Origin of the sequence: Aeromicrobium alkaliterrae (assembly GCF_039529015.1) — a bacterium.
Taxonomy (GTDB): domain Bacteria; phylum Actinomycetota; class Actinomycetes; order Propionibacteriales; family Nocardioidaceae; genus Aeromicrobium; species Aeromicrobium alkaliterrae.
In genome coordinates, this window is record NZ_BAAAME010000002.1 from 1 (window position 1) to 19650 (window position 19650).

Annotated in this window: 16 protein-coding genes and 1 tRNA gene; 5 read left to right on the plus strand and 12 right to left on the minus strand. The window is 71.8% G+C overall.

Going from position 1 to position 19650, the window contains the following annotated elements; all coding sequences use genetic code 11:
• The 8 genes from ABD127_RS00900 to ABD127_RS00935 form a co-directional block, all read right to left on the minus strand.
• The coding region (locus ABD127_RS00900; protein WP_344196745.1) for a hypothetical protein at positions 1-192 on the minus strand (192 nt) is incomplete at its 3' end.
• A gap of 87 nt (positions 193-279) precedes the next feature.
• Positions 280-966 (minus strand): ABC transporter ATP-binding protein, encoded by a 687-nt coding sequence (locus ABD127_RS00905; protein WP_344196748.1) that lies wholly within the window; start codon positions 964-966, stop codon positions 280-282.
• A 46-nt stretch (positions 967-1012) separates the two neighbouring features.
• Positions 1013-2449, minus strand: a complete 1437-nt coding sequence (locus ABD127_RS00910) for an ABC transporter permease (RefSeq protein WP_344196750.1) — start codon at positions 2447-2449, stop codon at positions 1013-1015.
• 88 nt (positions 2450-2537) lie between these two features.
• Complete coding sequence (locus tag ABD127_RS00915; RefSeq protein WP_344196752.1) at positions 2538-4478, minus strand: CASTOR/POLLUX-related putative ion channel; 1941 nt, start codon at positions 4476-4478, stop codon at positions 2538-2540.
• A 111-nt stretch (positions 4479-4589) separates the two neighbouring features.
• A tRNA-Lys gene (locus ABD127_RS00920) sits at positions 4590-4665 on the minus strand.
• Positions 4666-4724: 59 nt separating this feature from the next.
• Positions 4725-7262 (minus strand): hypothetical protein, encoded by a 2538-nt coding sequence (locus tag ABD127_RS00925; RefSeq protein WP_344196754.1) that lies wholly within the window; start codon positions 7260-7262, stop codon positions 4725-4727.
• Positions 7263-7285: 23 nt separating this feature from the next.
• Positions 7286-8824 carry a phytoene desaturase family protein gene (locus tag ABD127_RS00930; RefSeq protein WP_344196756.1) on the minus strand — a complete coding sequence of 513 codons (1539 nt, stop codon included), beginning with the start codon at positions 8822-8824 and terminating at the stop codon, positions 7286-7288.
• Positions 8825-8853: 29 nt separating this feature from the next.
• Positions 8854-9192, minus strand: a complete 339-nt coding sequence (locus ABD127_RS00935) for a winged helix-turn-helix transcriptional regulator (RefSeq protein ID WP_344196758.1) — start codon at positions 9190-9192, stop codon at positions 8854-8856.
• Between the two features lie 102 nt (positions 9193-9294).
• Here ABD127_RS00935 and ABD127_RS00940 point away from each other — a divergent pair, with 102 nt between their 5' ends.
• From ABD127_RS00940 to ABD127_RS00955, 4 genes are all read left to right on the plus strand, one after another.
• Complete coding sequence (locus tag ABD127_RS00940; RefSeq protein WP_344196760.1) at positions 9295-10143, plus strand: SDR family oxidoreductase; 849 nt, start codon at positions 9295-9297, stop codon at positions 10141-10143.
• Between the two features lie 47 nt (positions 10144-10190).
• Positions 10191-11711 (plus strand): glycerol kinase GlpK, encoded by a 1521-nt coding sequence (glpK, locus tag ABD127_RS00945; protein ID WP_344196762.1) that lies wholly within the window; start codon positions 10191-10193, stop codon positions 11709-11711.
• A 195-nt stretch (positions 11712-11906) separates the two neighbouring features.
• On the plus strand, positions 11907-13670 hold the full coding sequence (locus ABD127_RS00950; RefSeq protein ID WP_344196764.1) for a glycerol-3-phosphate dehydrogenase/oxidase: 1764 nt from the start codon (positions 11907-11909) through the stop codon (positions 13668-13670).
• Positions 13667-14428 (plus strand): DUF4097 family beta strand repeat-containing protein, encoded by a 762-nt coding sequence (locus tag ABD127_RS00955; protein ID WP_344196766.1) that lies wholly within the window; start codon positions 13667-13669, stop codon positions 14426-14428. Before ABD127_RS00950 ends, ABD127_RS00955 begins: the two co-directional genes overlap by 4 nt.
• 279 nt (positions 14429-14707) lie before the next feature.
• On the opposite strand, the gene ABD127_RS00960 is transcribed toward ABD127_RS00955, so the two are convergent.
• A complete protein-coding gene (locus ABD127_RS00960; RefSeq protein WP_229051646.1) occupies positions 14708-14953 on the minus strand; it encodes a mycoredoxin in 246 nt (81 codons plus the stop codon).
• Between the two features lie 95 nt (positions 14954-15048).
• Here ABD127_RS00960 and ABD127_RS00965 point away from each other — a divergent pair, with 95 nt between their 5' ends.
• Positions 15049-17064, plus strand: coding sequence for an ATP-dependent DNA helicase UvrD2 (locus ABD127_RS00965; protein ID WP_344199387.1), 2016 nt, complete (start codon positions 15049-15051; stop codon positions 17062-17064).
• Here the strand turns inward: ABD127_RS00965 and ABD127_RS00970 are convergent.
• From ABD127_RS00970 to ABD127_RS00980, 3 genes are all read right to left on the minus strand, one after another.
• A complete protein-coding gene (locus ABD127_RS00970; protein ID WP_344196770.1) occupies positions 17032-18375 on the minus strand; it encodes an ABC1 kinase family protein in 1344 nt (447 codons plus the stop codon). The genes ABD127_RS00965 and ABD127_RS00970 overlap by 33 nt on opposite strands.
• 4 nt (positions 18376-18379) lie before the next feature.
• Positions 18380-19276, minus strand: a complete 897-nt coding sequence (locus ABD127_RS00975) for a hypothetical protein (protein ID WP_344196772.1) — start codon at positions 19274-19276, stop codon at positions 18380-18382.
• Between the two features lie 64 nt (positions 19277-19340).
• Positions 19341-19499, minus strand: coding sequence for a DUF5679 domain-containing protein (locus ABD127_RS00980; protein ID WP_344196774.1), 159 nt, complete (start codon positions 19497-19499; stop codon positions 19341-19343).
• Positions 19500-19650: the final 151 nt, after the last annotated feature.

A 19650-nucleotide genomic window follows, 5' to 3' on the forward strand; every position in this document is an offset into this window, starting at 1 on the left:
GTCCAGCCGCCGCAACGCATACAGGTCGGCCGTGTGCTCCACGATCCGGGCCTGCGCGACGCGCATCAGCCGCTCCAACGCCGCGATCGCGTCGATGTGCTTGCCGCCCATCACGTCGATCGGCTCCAGCACCCGGTAGTCAGCGCACGCCACAGCGGCGAGCAGCTCCTCCGGCACCAGATCCTCGAACATGAGACCAGTCAATCGATCCCCGCTGACACCCAGCCGGGGCCACGATTCGGCCTGGGGACAACTCGGGATCCCCGGCGTGACCGCCCCTCAGTCCAGCTCGGTCAGCCTCCCGTTCGCGATGCGCAGGCGTCGCGGGGTGCGGCGCGCGATCGCGGTGTCGTGGGTGACCAGCACGACGGTCAGCCCGCGCTCGGCGTGCAGCGTCTCGATGACGTCCCAGATCTCGTCGCGCATCGCCTCGTCGAGGTTGCCGGTCGGCTCGTCGGCCAGGAGGACCTCGGGTCGCTTCACGAGCGCCCGGGCGATCGCGACACGCTGCTGCTGTCCGCCCGACAGCTCGGCCGGCCGGTGCGTGGCACGGTCGGCCAGACCGACCTGGGCCAGCACCTCGCGCGCCCGCTCGGCACGCGCCTGCGCCGTGACCTTCCCGCCGGAGTTGACCGGCAGGATCGCGGCCTCGACGTTCTCGGCGGCGGTCAGCGTCGGGATCAGGTTGTAGTGCTGGAACACGAAGCCGATGCTCTGCGCGCGGATCGTGGTCAGCTCGGCGTCGCTCAGCGCGGCGAGGTCGTGGTCGAAGGCCTTGATCGATCCGTCGGTCGGCCGGTCGAGCGCGCCGAGCATCTGCAGCAGCGTCGACTTGCCGCCGCCCGTGGGGCCCTGGATCGAGACGAGCTCGCCGTCGGCGATCTCGAGGTCGACCCCGGCGAGGGCCGAGATCGTGCCCCGTTCCTTCGTCGCGTACGTCTTGGTCAGTCCGGTGATGGAGTACATGTCGATGTCCTGTCGTGTGGGGGTCAGGCGATGGATCGCTGTGCCGTCAGGCGATGGATCGCAGGGCGACGGCGGGGCTGAGGCGGGCGGCGCGCCAGCCTCCGACGGCGCCGGCCAGGAGGCCGCCGACGACCGCGACGCCGAGGGCGATCGCGACGATCTGGGGGCTGATGGGCGCGTGGAGCACGAGGTCGACCGCGCTGGTCGTGGTCTCGGCGGCACCGCCGGGGCCACCGGCGCCACCCGGTCCGCCCCCACCGGGGGGAGCCCCGGGACCCGCGGTCGCCGCCTGGGCTGCCGTCAGGGTGATGCTCGCCAGGTTGAGGCCGATGATCGCGAGCAGGCCGACGACGGCTCCGATCGCGCCGCCGATCAGCGACTGCACGAGCGACTCGCCCGCGACCTGGCCGATCACGCGTCGACGGGACCAGCCGATCGCCTTCAGCGTGCCGAGCTCGCGGGTCCGGCGGTTGACGCCGGCGACCGTGAACAGGACGGCCAGGCCGAACGCGGCCGCGAGGACGGCGATCGAGAGCCAGCGGCCCAGCGAGGAGGCCAGGTCCGACGCGCTGGAGAGCGAGCCCGTGACCGACGAGGCCAGGTCCTCCTGCGTCTCGACCGAGAGGTCGGGCAGGGCGGTGCTGATCGCGTCGGCGACGCCACTGACGGCGTCGGCCGACGTGGCTTGCACGTAGACCGTCGAGACCTGGTCGGTCAGGCCCGACAGGGACTGCGCGAGCGCCAGCGGGACGTAGACGTTCGACTCCGTCGCGACGCCCTCGCCGCTCGTGGAGGTCGCGATGCCGATGACGGTCAGCTCGGTGCCGCCGACGGAGATCGTGTCGCCGACCGCGAGGCCGACCTCGCTGGCGTAGACCGAGTCCAGCACGGCCACGGCGTCGGTGTCGCCGGCCGAGGACAGACCCTCGCCGTCGGTGACGGCCATCGTGGTCAGCGGTCCGAGCGCGTCGGACGAGGCGTCGACGCCCGTCACGGAGAACCGATCGATCGAGAACGAGCTCGGGCCGCCGGAGCCGCCGGAGCCGTCCGTCGGAGGGCCGTTCTGGGGGGTCGCGCTCTGGTCGGGCACCTCGCCGCTGAAGCTCGAGTTCTCGAGCGAGAGCGTCGCGACCGCTGCTGCGACGCCGTCGAGGTCGGTGATCGTGGCCAGGTCGGACGACGCGAAGGCGGTCGTGCCCATGCCGGTGCTGAGGCGCTCCTGCGACAGCTCGGCTCCCTCCTCGAACTGGAACTGCCCGCCCTGGCCGGGACCGCCGCTGCCGGCCTCGGGGGCCTGGGTGACGGTGACGTCGGTGCCGACGCCGTAGACCGAGGCGAGTGCCTCGCTCTGGGCGTCGCGCACGCCGGCGGCGAAGGCGTTGACGATGATGACCAGCGCGATGGCGACGGCCATGCCGATCGCGACGATCGCGGTCTGCTTGCGGCGGCCGCTGAGCTCGCGCCTCAGGTAGGTGGTGAACACCGGGTTCCTCTTCTCGGGACGACATCAGATGTCGTGACCGTAGGAACTCAGGATCGGAGCCGACTGGCGTCGGCCTGTGGCACCTCTGTCAGTCGTCGGCGAGCACGATCACGAGGTCGTCCTCGGTGATCGTGAACGTGCGCGACTTGGCCGGGTTGACGACGATGCCAGCCGGTCCGTCGGCGGTGATCCGGTAGCCGAGGGCCGTCTCGCCCCGAGCGGCCGCGGCCGCGACGACCGTCGCGTACGTCGCCCTCACGCCGACCTGCACGTAGCCGCCCGCAGGACGCAGGTAGACCTCGGCGCCGTCCGCGTCGAGCAGGTCCTCGAAGACCGCCGCCAGGCGCACGTTCTCCGACAGCTGGCTCAGCATCAGGCTGATGATCTCGTCGCTGACGATGACGTCGTCGACCTGCGCGACCTGGGCCAGGGCACGGTTGCGGTCGTCGAGCATCTCGCTCACCACGGTCGGTCCGCCCGTGCGGCCGCCGACGATCTCGCGCAGGTGCAGCAGCGTGACGAGCGTGCGGGCGTCGGCGTGCTGCACGTCGAGGTCGTCGGAGTAGCAGAGCACGATGACCTGGTCGAGGTCGATGATCGAAAGCCCCGCGAGGGTCGCGCGGTCGAGGGTGCGGACCTTCTCGACCGTGGCAGTCAGGTTCGTCAGCGGCGGCAGCACGGGATCACCGAGCTCGGTCACGATCTGCAGGCTGCTCCCGGGCGCGGAGTACTGGTCGAGCTCGCGCAGGACCGTGGTCGCGCGGCTGTTCCAGCCCAGGACCAGGATCTGGCTCGGGCGCTCGACGACGACGCTCGCGGTCGACACGGCAGTGGCGTCGACATCGCCCTTGCGCGCGGTCGTGGAGGTCAGCACCGAGTCGTCCGAGGCGACCACGACGAGCTCTGCATCGCCGACCGAGGTGTCGCTCGGCGGGTTGAGGCGCACGCGGCCGTCGCTCGTCGCGAGACCGATGACGGAGACGTCCTCGTAGGCCAGGACCGCCTCGGAGTACGTCGCGCCGGCCAGCCGCGGATCGAGGTGGAAGTAGATCTCGTCGCCGTCGAAGTCGAACAGCTCGGTGTAGACCGCGGCTGCGCCGGACTGCCGGGCGCTCTGCACGAGGAGCCGGGCCACGGTCTCCTGCTTGTCGAGCACGATCGACCGGTCGCCTCCCACCAGCCGTGCCGCCTCGAGGTTCTCGGGGTCCCGGATCTCCGCGACGACGGGCGCGGTGATCTCGGTGTCGTGGTTCAGCGCCAGCAGGGTCTTGATGACGCCGGGATCAGGATCGGCGTCGTCGGGGGAGAGGACGATGATCGAGCGGGCCTCCCGCAGCGACGCGAGGCGCAGGTCGCCGAGGTCGAGGGGCGACCCGGAGCGCACGACCACGCGGGTGCCGCGCAGGTCGTCGACCTTGTCGCGGATCTCCTCCTCCATCTCGACCTTGTCGCGGTCGGCCAGCACCACGACGGCGGGTCGCTTGCGGCTCTCGTTCGCGATGCTCAGCTCGCGCAGCATCGCGAACACGGTGTCGCTCCAGCCGAGGATCACGGTGTGGTCGCGCTCGACCACGAGCGACCGGCCGCGACGCAGGTCGGCCAGGCGGTTGTCGATGCCGGCGGCGATCACGCCGATCAGGGCGCTGACGATGAACAGGCCCGCGATCGTGAGCACGAGCATCGCGACCAGGAAGAACCACGAGCCGGTGTCGCCGGCCACGGTGCCGGGGTCGAGGGCGTGCATCAGGGTCGTGAACAGCTGACCGAAGAATCCGGGGCGCTCACCCTCCTCGGGCGCCGGGGCCCACTGGGTCACGAGCAGGAACAGCGAGAACGCGGTGATCAGCACCAGCGTCACGAGGGCGAGCCACGCGACCAGCGCGGGCGTGCCGTGCGCCATCGTGCCGTCGAACCAGTACCGCAGCCGGGCTCCCCGCCCGGGTGCCCGGGTGGTGCGACGCGGGGTCGGTGTCGAGGCGGCGATCGACTGGGTGGTGCGGCGACGCATCTGCTGTCCGGTTCGGCCCATCTCGCGATGATGGAGCCAGCCGTGCAGGGTCCGCAGGAAATCCCCGAAGTCTGTGAACCGGCGATGGGGCAGAACGGGAAACGCCCTCCGACCCGAAGGTCGGAGGGCGAGTGGTACACCCCCTCGGACTCGAACCGAGAACCCGCTGATTAAGAGTCAGCTGCTCTGCCAATTGAGCTAGGGGTGCGCGGGGGAAAACATTACCAGCCTGACCGCCCGTCCCGAAATCGGGCGGTCAGGCTGCGTTCACCCGGCGTCTCCGTCGCGACCGTCCGCCCTGAGACGACGGGGAGAAGCGACGATCGCGGTGCCGAGCAGCAGTGCGAGCAGTCCGCCGAGGAGCGTGCCGAGGCCCGGTCCGCCCGTGTCGGGGATGCGGCCCGTGCCGTTCGTGACGGTGCCGCTGCCCCCGAGCGTCCGCCCGTCCGTCCCGACGACCCCCGTGCCGCCGTCGGTCGGGGTGCCGCCGCCGGTCGACGTGGCCGGGTCGCCGGTGCTGACGGTCGCGACCGCGGTGCCGGCGAAGGTCACGGTGACGGTGGCCTCGGAGGCGCCGTCGAGCGCGCAGTACTGGTAGGTCGAGTCGCGGCGCAGGTGCGGCTGGCCGAAGCCCGTCAGCACGTCGTCGGAGCTCGTGCCGGCCGCGATCGTCGCGAACTCGCTCGCCTGACGACGCAGCTCGGGCTGGCGGCACGCGTCGTTCGTGATGCCGTTCGCCCGCTCCCACATCTGCAGGTACGCCTCGGGCCCGCGGACCAGGTCGTCGTCGATGGCCTGTCCGCCGATCTTCTTCAGGTCCTCGATCCAGTCGGGGTAGAGGCCGTAGTGCGCGACGCCGTCGACGTTGACGTCGTAGACGCGCTCACCCGAGTGCTGGTGGTCGATCTCCACGCCGAACGTGCCCTGGAACGGGTACGTCACCGGATTGGCGACGTCCGCGCCGCGCGGCGCGCCCTGGACGCCGAGACCGTTGGTGTCAGCGCCGTAGCCGATCCCGAAGTAGAAGCGGCCGTCCATGTCCTCGACGTGCCCCGTCCACTCCTCGACGAAGCCCGTGCTGTCGCCCGCGTAGGAGCTGACCAGGCCGCCGAGCGCGAAGATGCGCGGGATCGCACTGGGGTCGGACCACGAGTGGCTCGAGATGACGCCGGAGTACCCGACCGCCTCGAACTCGGTCAGCGCCTCGGACCGACCGAGGGCGCTCATGTGGTCGACGTCGTAGATGATGTTCCGCGCGACCATCTGCTCGATCATGAACCGGCCCATGTCGGTCAGGCCGCGCTGGTTGCACTGCGGCCCCGGCCCGTACAGCGGCAGTGCCACCGGCAGCGGGTTGCCCACCGCGATGACCTCGAACAGGTCGCCCAGCAGGTTGGCGAGCTCGGGCACGGGCAGCGCGCTGGGGTTGAGCTGGGCGTTGTCGGCCGCCGCTCCCTCGGCGCACGGCTCCATGTTCAGGAACGAGCCGCTCGCGAGGACGTTGCCGACGTTGGTCACGATGCCGTTGAAGCCCTCGTCGCCCTTGGTGCCCGAGAACGCGTTGTCGAACTTGTGCGTCGGGACCATCTGGCGGATCCCGAGCTCCTGCAGCTCGTCGAGCCCGTCGATCACGGCCTGCTGGTCGCACTGGGGCGAGTCGAGGATCGTGCTGCAGCCGAACAGGTTGCTCGACTCGGTGCCGAGCACGACTGCGAGCTTGCCCTGGTTGATCACGGCGCGGGCCTCGGCGGGGGTCGTCACGACGCGGTACCAGCCCTTCCCGGGTCCGCCCCACTGTGCGTCGACGTAGTTCTCGAACGCGCGCGTCTCGGCGGCCTGCGTGCGGATCGAGTCCATGTCGTTGCACGTCTTGTTGGGGCCCGGGTAGACCGAGCAGAGGATGTGGTTCTCGACGAGCAGGTTGACCCAGAGCCGCTGGCCGCCGCGCCAGGCCCGCTCGACCCACTTGTAGTACGTGCCCTCGTGCGTGAGGGAGTCGTAGGCCGGCCAGTCCTCGAACGTCGGCCAGCCGACGGGATCGTGCTCGGGCTTGCCGCTCAGCACGATCTCGGGGATCGCGAGCTGGCCCTGCGTCGTCAGGTGGTCCTGGCAGTCGACCAGGGCGAACTTCACGCCGTACGGGTGCCAGGGCTTGCCGCAGTGGATGTTGCCGCCGAGGAAGCCGGACGTCATGTGGTGGATGTGGTCGTCGAGGTAGCCACGGACCTCCTGGAGCGGCGAGGTGCCGGCGAAGACCGGGCCCTCGACGTTGACCTCGATCTCGTCCCATGGCGCGCAGCCGTCGGTCAGGCGCAGGTCGAACGTGCCCAGGCCCTCCACGACGAAGCCGTCGGGGCCGAGATCGATCGTGAACTCGGCGTCGGGGCTGGGCGTCTCGGCCACGGTGGGGCCGTTCGCCCCACGGGCGACGAAGTGCTCGGCCGGGTCGAACAGCAGGTAGCGGCCGAGCTCGGTGGCCTGAAAGTGGAACGGCGTCGCGTCCGCTGCTGCCGCGGTGGTGCTGAGGGTCGCGCCGGAGGTCGCGACGAATCCGTCGGGCGACTCCAGCGTGTAGCAGCCGCCGGCCATCGCGTAGCGGTCCTGCGGCACGTCCGAGCGGGGTCCGGGCTCGGGCAGGAGCACGAGCGTCGGGTCGGACTCCTCGCGCTGCTCGGCCGCCTCCCGCGAGCCGACCGGCTCCAGCTCCTCGCCCGAGGCCGCGACGCCGGGCACCAGGAGGGCGGCGACCAGGGCGGTGACGAGGGCGGATCGGCGGACGTGATCTGAGTCACCGGCGTGCCACATGTCCGCAGATTAGTGCGTCTGCCTCAGTTCGTCGATGCCCGATGCTCCAGCAGGGCAGACGCCGCGCTGTGACCTCCGAGCCCGCTCACCGCTCCGCCGCGACGCGATCCGCTGCCGCACACCAGCACGCGGGGGTGTGCCGTGGCGACGCCCCACCGCTGTGCGGCGGTGCCGGCGACCTCGTCGTCGCCGAACCACGGCCAGGCCAGGTCGCCGTGGAAGATGTGGCCGCCCGGCATCGCCAGCGCCTCCTCGATGTCGCTCGGCGTCTTGACCTCGGCGCCCAGCACGAGCGGGGCGATCGGCTCGGCGAGGTGCGCGTCGAGTGCAGCGAGCACGCGCGCGTACGCGTCGCGCGCGGCCGCGTCGTCGGGCAGCGTCGACGGCGGGGTGTGGAGGCCGAAGTAGGTCAGGGTCTGCGCCTCGGTCGCAGCGAGCTCGGGTCCGAGGATCGAGCGGTCGGTGAGGGTGTGGCAGTAGACCTCGCCAGCCGACCTGGTGGGGAGGGTGCCGGCCGCGGCCTCGGCGTAGGCCGTCTCGAGCTCGGAGTACGCCTCGCCGAGGTGCAGGGTCCCGGCGAAGGCGACCGCAGGATCGACTCCGCTCCGGAGCCGTGGCAGGCGCGAGAGCAGCAGGTTGACCTTGAGCTGTGAACCCTCGGGTCGCACCGCGAGCGGGGTGCCGAGGAGGTCGGCCAGCACGGCGGGCGCGACGCCGGAGAGCACGTGGTCGGCGCGCCAGGACCGCTCGCCGGCCGTCACCGTGACGCCCTCGTCGTCGGGCTCGACCGCCGTGACGGTGACCGCCGTGAGGATCTCAGCCCCGGCCTCCCGGGCGACCCGCTCGAGCTCACCCGTCACGGCGCCCATGCCGCCCACCGGCACGCGCCACTCGCCCGTGCCGTTGCCGATCAGGTGGTAGAGGAAGCAGCGGTTCTGGGCGAGCGAGGGGTCGTGGAGCGAGGCGAACGTGCCGATCAGGGCGTCGGTCGCGACCACGCCCCGCACCACGTCGTCGGCGAAGCGCTGCTCGATCGCCGCGCCGAGGGGATGCTCGACGAGGTCCTCCCAGATCTGCGTGTCCGACGCGGCGCGGACCTCCGAGGCGCGGGGGAGGGGGCCGAGCAGCGACGGCGCCACGGCGTCGGCCAGCTGTGCTACCTCGGCGTAGAAGCGCTGCCACGCCGCCAGCTCGTCGTCGCCGCCCGTCCGCCGTCGGAACGACGCGCGGGTCGCCTCGCCCGGCACGGTCTCGACCAGCAGGCCGTCGGCCGTCCCGTCGGCGTGGACGTACGGCGTGTAGGAGGCGGTGTCGCGCGAGCGGAGCTCGAGGCGCAGGCCCAGCTCCTCGACCAGCGCCTCGGGGAAGAGGCTGACGAGGTAGGAGTACCGGGAGAGGCGCGCCTCGTGCTCGGGGAACGCCTGCGCGCTGACGGCCGCCCCGCCCACGTGGTCGAGCCGCTCCAGCACGGTGACCGAGAGTCCTGCCCTGGCCAGCAGGGTGGCGGCGACCAGCGCGTTGTGCCCGCCGCCCACGATCACGACGTCGTGGTGCTCGTTCATGTCCCCACGCTATCGGCGCGCGGCGGGCCTCAGTGGAGGGCGGGCTGGACCGCGTAGACCGACTGCACGAGCGCGATGACGGAGGCGGCGACGGTCTGGCCGGCGTCGGTCAGGGCGTAGTCGACGTGCTGGGCCAGGGTGTCGTGCTCGGCGCGGGCGACGAGGCCGCCCGCGGTGAGCTGCTTGAGCGTCTGGGACAGCATCTTGTCGCTGATGCCGTCGATGCGGCGGCGCAGCTCGCCGAAGCGGGCGGGGCCGGCGTCGGCCAGGGCGGCGAGGGTCAGGGTGCCCCACCGGCTCGTGACGAGCTCCAGCGTCTCGCGGGACGGGCACTGCGTCGCGAACACGTCGTAGTCCGGTGCACTCATGAGGAACCTCCTGGAGTCATGCTAACCCACGGGTAGTGCTTTCGGAAAGTAAGTGCTAACGTCTGGTTAGTACTTCACCCCACGACAGAACGAGGAACCACCATGACCATCGCCGTCACCGGTGCCACCGGCCAGCTCGGCCGTCGCATCGTCGCCCAGCTGCTCGAGCGCGTCCCCGCGTCGGAGGTCGTCGCCGTCGTCCGTGACGAGGCCAAGGCCGCCGACCTCACCGCGCAGGGCGTGCAGGTCCGCGTCGCCGACTACACCGACGTCGCTGCACTCACCGACGCCTTCGCCGGCGTCGAGAAGGTCGTGCTGGTCTCGGGCAACGAGATCGGGCAGCGCGCCGTGCAGCACGGCAACGTGATCGAGGCCGCGAGGGCCGCCGGCGTCACGTTCATCGCCTACACGAGCGTCCTGCACGCCGACGGCTCGCCGCTGCTCGTCGCCCCCGAGCACGTCGAGACCGAGGCGCTGCTCGCGTCGTCCGGCCTGTCCTACAGCCTGCTGCGCAACGGCTGGTACCACGAGAACTACGCGCCGAGCATCGACGCGGCCCGCGCCTCCGGTGCCGTCGTGACGAGCGCCGGTGACGGCCGCGTCGCGAGCGCCTCGCGGGACGACTTCGCCGCCGCTGCCGCCGTCGTGGTCACGTCGGACGCGCCGGAGCAGGTCTACGAGCTGTCCGGAGACGTCGCCTGGACGCAGTCCGAGCTGGCCGCCGCGATCGGCGAGGTCATCGGCTCCGACGTGTCGGTGCTCGACGTCGACGCCGCCAAGCACCGCGAGATCCTGAGCGGTGCCGGTCTCGACGAGGGTTCGGTGTTCTTCGTCGTCACGACCGACGGCCACATCGCCGAGGGCCACCTCGCCGACGCCCCCGGAACGCTGTCGGCGCTGATCGGCCGTCCCACCACCCCGCTGGTCGACACGCTGCGCACCCTGGCCTGAGACGGAGTTGCTCCCGAGAGGTGGCCTGCGTCACTAGGCTGCCCTGCATGACGCAGGCCCCCTCTGATCGAGCCCGGTACGTCGGTGCGATCGACCAAGGCACGACGAGCACCCGCTTCATGGTCTTCGACCACGCCGGTGCCGAGGTCGCCCGCCACCAGGTCGAGCACGAGCAGATCATGCCGCGCGCCGGCTGGGTCGAGCACGACGCGACCGAGATCTGGCGCAACACCGAGCTCTGCATCCGCGAGGCGCTCGCGGGCGCCGACCTGACGCACGCCGACCTGGCCGCGGTCGGCGTGACGAACCAGCGCGAGACCACCGTGGTGTGGGACCGGCGCACGGGGGAGCCGTACGCGAACGCGATCGTCTGGCAGGACACCCGCACCGCCGAGATCGCGGCCGAGGCCGACGAGAAGCACGGCGACCTCATCCGTCACCGCTCCGGCCTGCCACCGGCGGCGTACTTCGCGGGCGGCAAGATCGCCTGGGTCCTGGCCAACGTCGACGGCGTGCGCGACGACGCGGAGGCGGGACACGCGATCTTCGGCACGATCGACACGTGGCTGCTGTGGTGGCTCACCGGCGGGCCCGACGGCGGCCAGCACCTGGTCGACGTCACCAACGCCAGCCGCACGATGCTGATGGACCTGGAGACGCTCGCCTGGGACGACGAGCTGCTCGCGGTGTTCGACGTGCCGCGCCAGATGCTGCCGGAGATCCGCTCGTCCTCGGAGGTCTACGGCACGACCCTGGCCGACGGTCCGTTCGGTGGCGAGGTGCGGCTGGCCGGCGACCTCGGCGACCAGCACGCGGCCCTCGTCGGCCAGGCGTGCTTCGAGCCGGGCCAGCTCAAGAACACCTACGGCACGGGCAACTTCCTGGTGCTCAACACCGGCACCGAGATCGTGCGGTCGAGCCACGGCCTGCTCACGACGCTCGGGTACAAGTTCGGCGACGCCCCCGCCGTCTACGCGCTCGAGGGGTCGATCGCGGTCACCGGATCGGCCATTCAGTGGCTGCGCGACCAGCTGGGGCTCATCGACGACGCGGCCGAGACCGAGGCCCTCGCCGCGAGCGTTGAGGACACCGGCGACGTGTACTTCGTCCCGGCGTTCTCGGGCCTGTTCGCCCCGCACTGGCGCCCCGACGCCCGCGGCGTGATCGTCGGCCTGTCGCGCTTCAACACCAAGGCCCACCTCGCCCGCGCCGCGCTGGAGGCGATCTGCTTCCAGAGCAAGGACGTCGTCGACGCGATGGTCGTCGACGCGGGCCTGGACCTGTCGATCCTGCGCGTCGACGGCGGGGTGACGGCCAACGACCTCTGCATGCAGATCCAGTCGGACGTCCTGGGCGTCACGGTCAGCCGCCCCGTCGTCACCGAGACCACGGCGCTCGGCGCCGCCTACGCCGCCGGTCTCGCGGTGGGCTTCTGGTCGAGCTGCGAGGAGCTGGTCGACAACTGGCAGGAGAGCAAGCAGTGGGAGCCGCAGTGGGACGACGCCCAGCGGACATCCGCCCACGCGAAGTGGACCAAGGCCGTCACCCGCACCCACGACTGGGTCTGAACGACCCCTCGCGAGTGAGTTTCCGCCCTCCCAGGAGTGGATTTCCGCCCCGTCAGGAGTGATTTTCCGCCCCTCGCGGGTGGGGGCCGGGGCGGAAACTCGCTCGCGGAGGGGCGGGAATTCACTCGCGAGGGGGCGGGAATCCACTCGCGAGCGGAGATGTGGGGGTGGTGGAGGCCTGATTGACTGGTCCCCATGCGATCGGTAGCGCTGTCTCCCTCCTCCCGGCAGGACTCCCTCGACGCGCTGGGGTCCACGCACCTCGACGTGCTCGTGATCGGCGGCGGGGTCGTCGGCGCGGGTGCTGCGCTGGACGCTGCGACCCGCGGCCTCTCGGTCGGCCTGGTCGAGGCGCGCGACTTCGCCTCCGGCACGTCGAGCCGCTCGAGCAAGCTGATCCACGGTGGCCTGCGCTACCTGGAGATGCTCGACTTCCGCCTCGTCGCGGAGGCGCTCGCCGAGCGCAGCCTGCTGCTCGAGAAGCTCGCGCCGCACCTCGTGAAGCCCGTGCCGTTCCTCTACCCGCTCACGCACCACGTCTGGGAGCGCTTCTACGCCGGCTCCGGCGTGCTGCTGTACGACTCGATGGCCCGCCTCTCGGGGCGCTCGCGCGGCGTGCCGCACCACCGCCACCTGACGCGCCGCGGGGCGCGCCGCATCATGCCCGCGCTGCGCAAGGACGCCCTCGTCGGCGCCCTGCAGTACTACGACGGGCAGGTCGACGACGCCCGCCACACGATGATGATCGCCCGCACGGCCGCCGCCTACGGCGCGCACGTCGCGACCCGCGCCCGCGTCGTCGACCTCCTCCGCGAGGGCGGTCGCGTCGTCGGCGCGCGGGTGGCCGACCTCGAGACCGGCAAGGAGATCGACGTCCGTGCCCGCCAGGTCGTCAACGCCACGGGGGTGTGGACCGACGAGACGCAGTCGTTCGCGGGGGAGCGCGGCCAGTTCCACGTGCGCGCCTCCAAGGGCATCCACCTCGTCGTGCCCCGCGACCGCATCCGCGGCGAGTCGGGCCTGATCCTGCGCACGGAGAAGTCCGTCCTGTTCGTGATCCCGTGGGGCCGGCACTGGATGATCGGCACGACCGACACCGACTGGTCGCTCAGCAAGGACCACCCGGCGGCGAGCCGCAGCGACATCGACTACCTGCTCGACCACGTGAACTCGGTCCTGGTCGAGCCGCTGACCCACGACGACGTCGAGGGCGTGTTCGCGGGCCTGCGGCCGCTGCTGGCGGGGGAGTCCGACGCCACGAGCAAGCTCTCGCGCGAGCACGCGGTGTCGACCAGCACCAAGGGCCTCGTGGTCATCGCGGGCGGCAAGTACACGACGTACCGCGTCATGGCGAAGGACGCCGTCGACGCCGCGGTGCACGCGATGAGCGGCGAGCTCGACCGCAAGGTGCCACCGTCGTGCACCGAGGACGTCCCGCTGCTGGGCGCCGACGGCTACGAGGCGCTGTGGAACCAGCGGCACCAGCTCGCCGACGGCTCCGGGTTGAGCGTCGGGCGCATCGAGCACCTGCTGAACCGCTACGGCTCGCTGACGCTGGAGCTGCTCGACCTCGTCCAGAAGTACCCCGACCTGGGCAAGCCGCTCGGCGGGGCCGACGACTACCTGCGCGCCGAGGTCGTCTACGGCACGACCCACGAGGGTGCCCGCCACCTCGACGACGTCATCGCCCGCCGCACGCGCATCTCCTTCGAGACGTTCGACCGCGGCACCGAGGTCGCGACCGAGGTCGCCGAGCTGATGGGCAAGGCCCTCGGCTGGAGCAAGGCGCAGCGCAACCGCGAGGTCGAGCACTACCTCAAGCGGGTCGAGGCCGAGCGCGAGAGCCAGACGATGCCCGACGACGAGACCGCCGACGCGGCGCGCATGGGTGCCGCGGACGTCGTGCCCGTCTCGGTCGCGAAGACCGACAAGGCGCCGCTGCCCGAGGGCCTGGCATGACCGACCCGGTCGAGCCCGAGATCGACGACTTGACCGACCCGCGGTCGCCGCTGGCGCGCACGCTCATCACGGTCGTGGCGACGGTCGTCGTGGTGCTGGTCGTCCTCGGCCTGGTCCTGGGGATCGGTCGGCTCACCCGCAGCACCGACACGGTCGCCGAAACGTTCACGGCCGACCCGAGCCAGCCGCTGCGGTTCGTCGTCGAGAACCTCGACGTGAAGGTCGTCCAGGCCGACGCGGACGAGATCACGGTCGACGCCGAGCTCGTGAGCGGGTGGTTGCCGACGGACCTGGAGACCGAGCAGGACGGTGGCACGATCGTCCTGGGCGCGTCGTGCCTGTCGCTGCTGATCCCGGGCTGCGGTGGCACCGTGACGATCGGGGTGCCGGAGGGGGCGCAGTTCGAGGTCGACACCGACGGCGGTGACGTCGACCTCGAGGCCGTGGGCGGTCTCGTGTCCGTCCAGACCGGATCCGGCGACGTCACGGGTCGCGACCTCGCGACGCTCGACATCGGCGTCACGACCACCTCGGGCGACGTCGACCTGGCCTTCGCGACGCAGCCCTACGGCGTCAAGGCGGTCACGGAGTCCGGCGACGTCGACGTGACCGTGCCAGGCGGCGACCTGACCTACGACGTCGTCACCGAGTCCGGATCAGGCGACGTCGAGTCCGACCTGCCCGACGGCGGCGACGGTGCCGAGGCGCTCATCGCGGTCGAGACCGACTCCGGAGACGTGTCGATCGAGCAGGGGTGAGCACCGCCGGGCCGTGGTGGCAGTTCGGGGGATCGCTGAGGGTGTCCGGGGGCACGTAGCACGGCAATTCGTCCCAGGGCACGGCAAATTTGCCGTGCCCGAGGGCGAGTTGCCGTGCCGTGCAGAGCGGAAGGCTCCGGGATACCGAGGAACCGGCTCCCGGTCCATGCCGCTTGTCCCGCACCACCGTGAGCGGTCACGTGCGGGATGGTTTCGAGGCTCGCGCGCCAGAGCGCACTCGCACCTCAACCACCGGGTGGGGCGGGCCGAGCGGAACCGTCAGGCGAGGGCGAGCTGGGCCTTGACCTGCGCGACCGAGGGGTTGGTCAGCGCGGTGCCGTCGGCGAAGACCAGGGTCGGGACGGTCTGGTTGCCGTTGTTGGCCTTCTCGACGAGCTTCGCGGCCTCGGGGACCTGCTCGATGTCGACCTCGTCGAACGTGATGCCCTCGCGCTTGAGCTGGCTCTTGAGCCGGTGGCAGTAGCCGCACCAGGGGGTGCTGTACATCGTGAACGTCTCGCTCATGGGACTGTCTCCTTCGACCTCTACGCTGGAGTCAACCACGCCCCCCAGCATCTGATTCCTTCCAGGAGCCCAGCATCAGCACCACGTCCCACCCCCTGCTCGAGGCGCTCGATCCCGAGCAGCGCGAGGTCGCCGTGGCGCTCAAGGGTCCCGTCGCGGTCATCGCGGGTGCCGGCACGGGCAAGACCCGCGCCATCACGCACCGCATCGCGTACGGCGTCGACACGGGTCTGTACAAGCCGCAGGAGGTCCTGGCGGTCACGTTCACGACCCGGGCCGCGGGGGAGATGCGGGGTCGCCTGTCGCAGCTGGGGGCGCCGGGGGTCCAGGCGCGCACGTTCCACTCGGCGGCGCTGCGGCAGCTGCGCTACTTCTGGCCGCAGTACTACGGCGGCGACCTGCCGGAGATCATCTCGTCGAAGTTCGCCCTCGTGGCCGGAGCCGCCCGCCGGGTCGGGGTGCGCCCCGACAACGCGATCGTGCGCGACCTGGCGTCCGAGATCGAGTGGGCCAAGGTCAGCAACGTCGTGCCCGACGAGTACACCCGCCGCGCCGCGGGCCGCTCGGTCGGCGACCTCGACCTCGGCGACGTCGGCGCCGCCTTCCGGGCGTACGAGGACATCAAGCGCGAGCAGCGCAAGATCGACTTCGAGGACATCCTGCTGTTCACCGCCGGCATGCTCGACGGCGACGAGCGCATCGCGGCGCAGGTCCGCAGCCAGTACCGCTGGTTCGTCGTCGACGAGTTCCAGGACGTCAACCCGCTGCAGTCCACGCTGCTCGACCTGTGGCTCGGGGGTCGCTCCGACGTGTGCGTCGTCGGCGACCCGTACCAGACCATCTACACGTTCGCGGGGGCGTCGCCGGCCGCGCTGCGCACGTTCGCGAACCGCTTCGACGACGCCACCCGCGTCGAGCTCGTGCGCAACTACCGGTCGTCGCCGCAGATCGTGGCCGCCGCCAACGCGGTGTTCAGCGGCTCGCAGCGCACGGGCGTCACGCTGCAGCCGCAGAACCCGGCGGGCGACCCGGTCGACTACACCGGCTACGCCGACGAGGCGTCGATGGCCGAGGCGGTCGCCGACGAGATCGTCGCGCTCAACCGTCGCGGTGTCCCGTACCGCGAGTCCGCCGTGCTGTTCCGCATCAACGCCCAGTCGGAGGCCTTCGAGGAGGCGCTGGGCTCTCGCGGCGTGCCTTTCATGCTGCGGGGCGTCGAGGGCTTCTTCCAGCGCGCCGAGGTCCGCCAGGCCGTCACGCTGCTGCGCGGTGCCGCCGCGGCGGCCGAGTCGGGCGACCTGATGGGCGACGTCCGCGCCGTGCTGTCGGGCATGGGCCACCCCGACGAGGCACCCAAGGGCACGGGCGCCGCGCGCGACCGCTGGGAGTCGTTGCACGCGCTCACCACGATGGCGGCCGACTTCGTCGAGGCCGACCCGAACGCCACGGTCGCGAGCCTGGTGGCCGACCTCGAGCGACGTGCCGAGGCCGCCCACGCGCCCACCGCCGACGGCGTCACGCTCGCCACGTTCCACTCCGCCAAGGGTCTGGAGTGGGACGCCGTGTTCTGCACGGGCCTGCACGAGGGCATGCTCCCGATCGTCCACGCGCAGACCCCTGAGGCGATCGAGGAGGAGCGCCGGCTCTTCTACGTCGGGGTCACCCGCGCCCGCCGCCACCTGTACCTGACCTGGGCCACCGCGCGCACCGCCACGGCCCGCACCAAGCGCAGCCCCACGCGCTTCCTCGACCCGCTGCTGCCCGCCAACCACGCGGCGCGCGCCAGCCGCAGCTCCGACCGCAAGGTGCGCACGTGCCCCGTCTGCGGCCAGGTCCTCGCCACGGCGGCCGACCGCAAGCGTGGCCGCTGCGCCGACTGCCCCGTCACCTACGACGAGGGGCTCTACGAGCGGCTGCGCACGTGGCGCACCGAGATCGCCTCCGACCGCAAGGTGCCCGCGTACGTCGTCTTCAACGACAACACGCTGAAGCTCATCGCGGAGGTCAAGCCGTCCGACGCTCCCGCACTGCTGCGCATCAGCGGCGTCGGTCGGCGCAAGCTCGAGGAGTTCGGCGAGTCAGTCCTGGCGATCGTCGGCGAACCCGGGTAGCTCGTCCAGCAGGATCTGCCGGAAGTGGGCCGTGGCCTCGAGCTGGCTCAGCACGCCGATCGCACCGGTCCACACGCGGTGGATCAGCAGGTACTCCGGCGGCAGGTTGACCTTCATCGCGGTGCCCATGCCCTCCGCGCCCGGCGAGGTCACGCGCGCGAGCTGCTCGCGCAGCCACTCGCGGCTGAAGCCGAACGCCTCGACCGTGGCCGGCTCGAAGAACGGCGCGACGTAGGCCGAGAGCACCTCCGGCTCGATCTTCACGCCGGGGCGGATGAACCCCTCGGTGCGCAGTCCCTCGGTGACGGCCTCGGCATCGCCCTCGACGGCCTTGCGGAGCAGGCCGCCGATGACGGGCGGGAACCCGCCGTCGAGGCGGGCGACGGCGCCGAAGTCGACGACGCCGAGGCGTCCGTCGGCCAGGGTGCGGAAGTTGCCCGGGTGCGGGTCGGCGTGCAGCAGGCCGCAGCGACGCGGGCTGCCGATCAAGAACCGCACGAACTGCTCGCCCCGCTCGTCGCGCTCCTCCTGGGTGCCGCTGGCGATCACGGCGGCGAGGGAGCCGGTGCTCTCGAGCCACTCGGTCACGAGCACCCGCTCGGTGTGGGTGACCACCTTCGGGACCACGTAGACCGGGTCGCCGTCGTACGCGGCGGCGAACACCTCCTGCGAGGCGGCCTCGAGGGAGTAGTCGAGCTCCTCCTCGACCCGGGCCTGCAGCTCGGCGACCAGCGGCTTGACGTCGAGGCCGGGGGCCAGCACGGAGAACAGGCGCGACAGCCGCGCGATCTGGCGCAGGTCGGCGCGCAGCGCACGCGCGGCCCCGGGGTACTGGATCTTGACCGCGACCTCGCGACCGTCCTCCCAGACCGCGCGGTGCACCTGGCCGATCGAGGCCGCGGCGACGGGGGCGTCGTCGAACTCGCGGAAGCTGTCGCGCCAGAAGTCGCCCAGCTCGGTGGCGAGCACGCCGTGCACCGTCGCGGCGGGCATCGCCGGAGCGGCGTCCTGCAGCTTCGTGAGCGCCTCGCGGTACGGGCCGGCGAGCTCGTCGGGCAGTGCGGCCTCGAAGACGCTCATGGCCTGGCCGAACTTCATCGCGCCGCCCTTGAGCTGGCCGAGGACCGAGAAGATCTGCTCGGCCGTGCGGCGCTGGACGTCGGTCAGGACGACCTGGGCCGGACGGCCGACCATGCGCTTGCCGACGCCGAGGGTCGCGCGTCCGGCGAAGCCGACGGGCAGGGCTGCGAGGCGTGCCGTGCGCCCGAAGGCGCTGCTCGGCATCACCTTGCGCTCCTTGTCGCTGCCCACCGCCTCAGGATACGGCCGTTGCCTCGGGCGGCAGGACGGTCAGCACGTGGCACGGGCAACCGGGGTCGAACGGGACCGGCGCGGCGGCGGCGCTGCCGGGTGCGGGGCCGGTCGTGAGTCGCGCGCCGACGGTGCGCGGCCGGCGGCCGTCGCAGGCGGCGAGGACGTCGGCCACGACGAGCATCGCGGCGAGCTGCGCGACCTCCGCCCCGACCCCGTGGGGCCGATCGGGTCGGTCCAGGGACGGCCAGTGCCCTGCCCAGCTGTGGTCCCAGGTCGACCGGGCCAGGTCGGCGCATCGCAGGCAGGGGGTGCGACCGCGCTCGATCCACGGGCCGATGACGCAGCGACCCTCGGCGAGGGCCACCGGAAGCACGGGCGCGCCGGCGGCGGCGAGGTCCTCGACCGTGTCGCGGTGCGGCTCGCCGACGCTGACGGCGACGTGGATGCGTGGTGTGCGGTGGGGGCGGCTCGACACCCCACCGATGCGGGCTCCGAGCTCGATGAGGTCGCTGAGGTCGTGACACGTCGGGGCGGCGTGCACGCTCAGCCCGGTGCGGGCCCTGCCGCTCATCGGTCCCGGGTCACGCCCGGCCAGGACGGCGGCGACGACCTCGTCACGCGGAGCCCGGACGCGCAGCCACGGCTCGGCGTCCACCACGGCACCGCGACGGATCAGCTCGTCGAGCAGCTCGCGGGCCACGGCCGGGTCCTGCTCGGTGGCCTCCGCCGCAGCCGCGCAGGCCAGCTCGGCGTCGCGGACCCCGTCGATCGCGGCCACCAGGGCGCGCAGCAGCGGAGAGTCGTCGATCACGACGCCCGGGTGCGACCCGATCCGCAACCGGCGGGCGTCGTGGCGGGTGAGGTGGGAACCCGGGGAGAGGGCGGGACGACGGACCATCGGTCCACCCTCGTGGTGCCACCGCCGACGGCGCCAGCGCGCCGTCCACAGCCTGCGAGCCGGGCTAGGCCTTGCCGAGGATGCGGGTCAGGTTGGTGCTGCACGTCGGGCACACGCCCTTGGCGAGCTTGGTGCCCTTGGCGTTGACCTCGATGTGGCCCGTCGCCTCACGCTTCTCGCGACACTTGACGCAGTAGAACTCACCGCTCCAGGACTCTGACATGTGTGCCTCCTCGGTCGGGCGCCACCGCTGTGACGCCGGTCACACGAGAGCATAGGGGCAGAGAGCCATACGACGCGGGACATCGCGCGTCAAGGGGTTTCGTGAAAGTCTGTCCACCGTTGTGGAAAACCATGGGGACAACCTTGTGTGA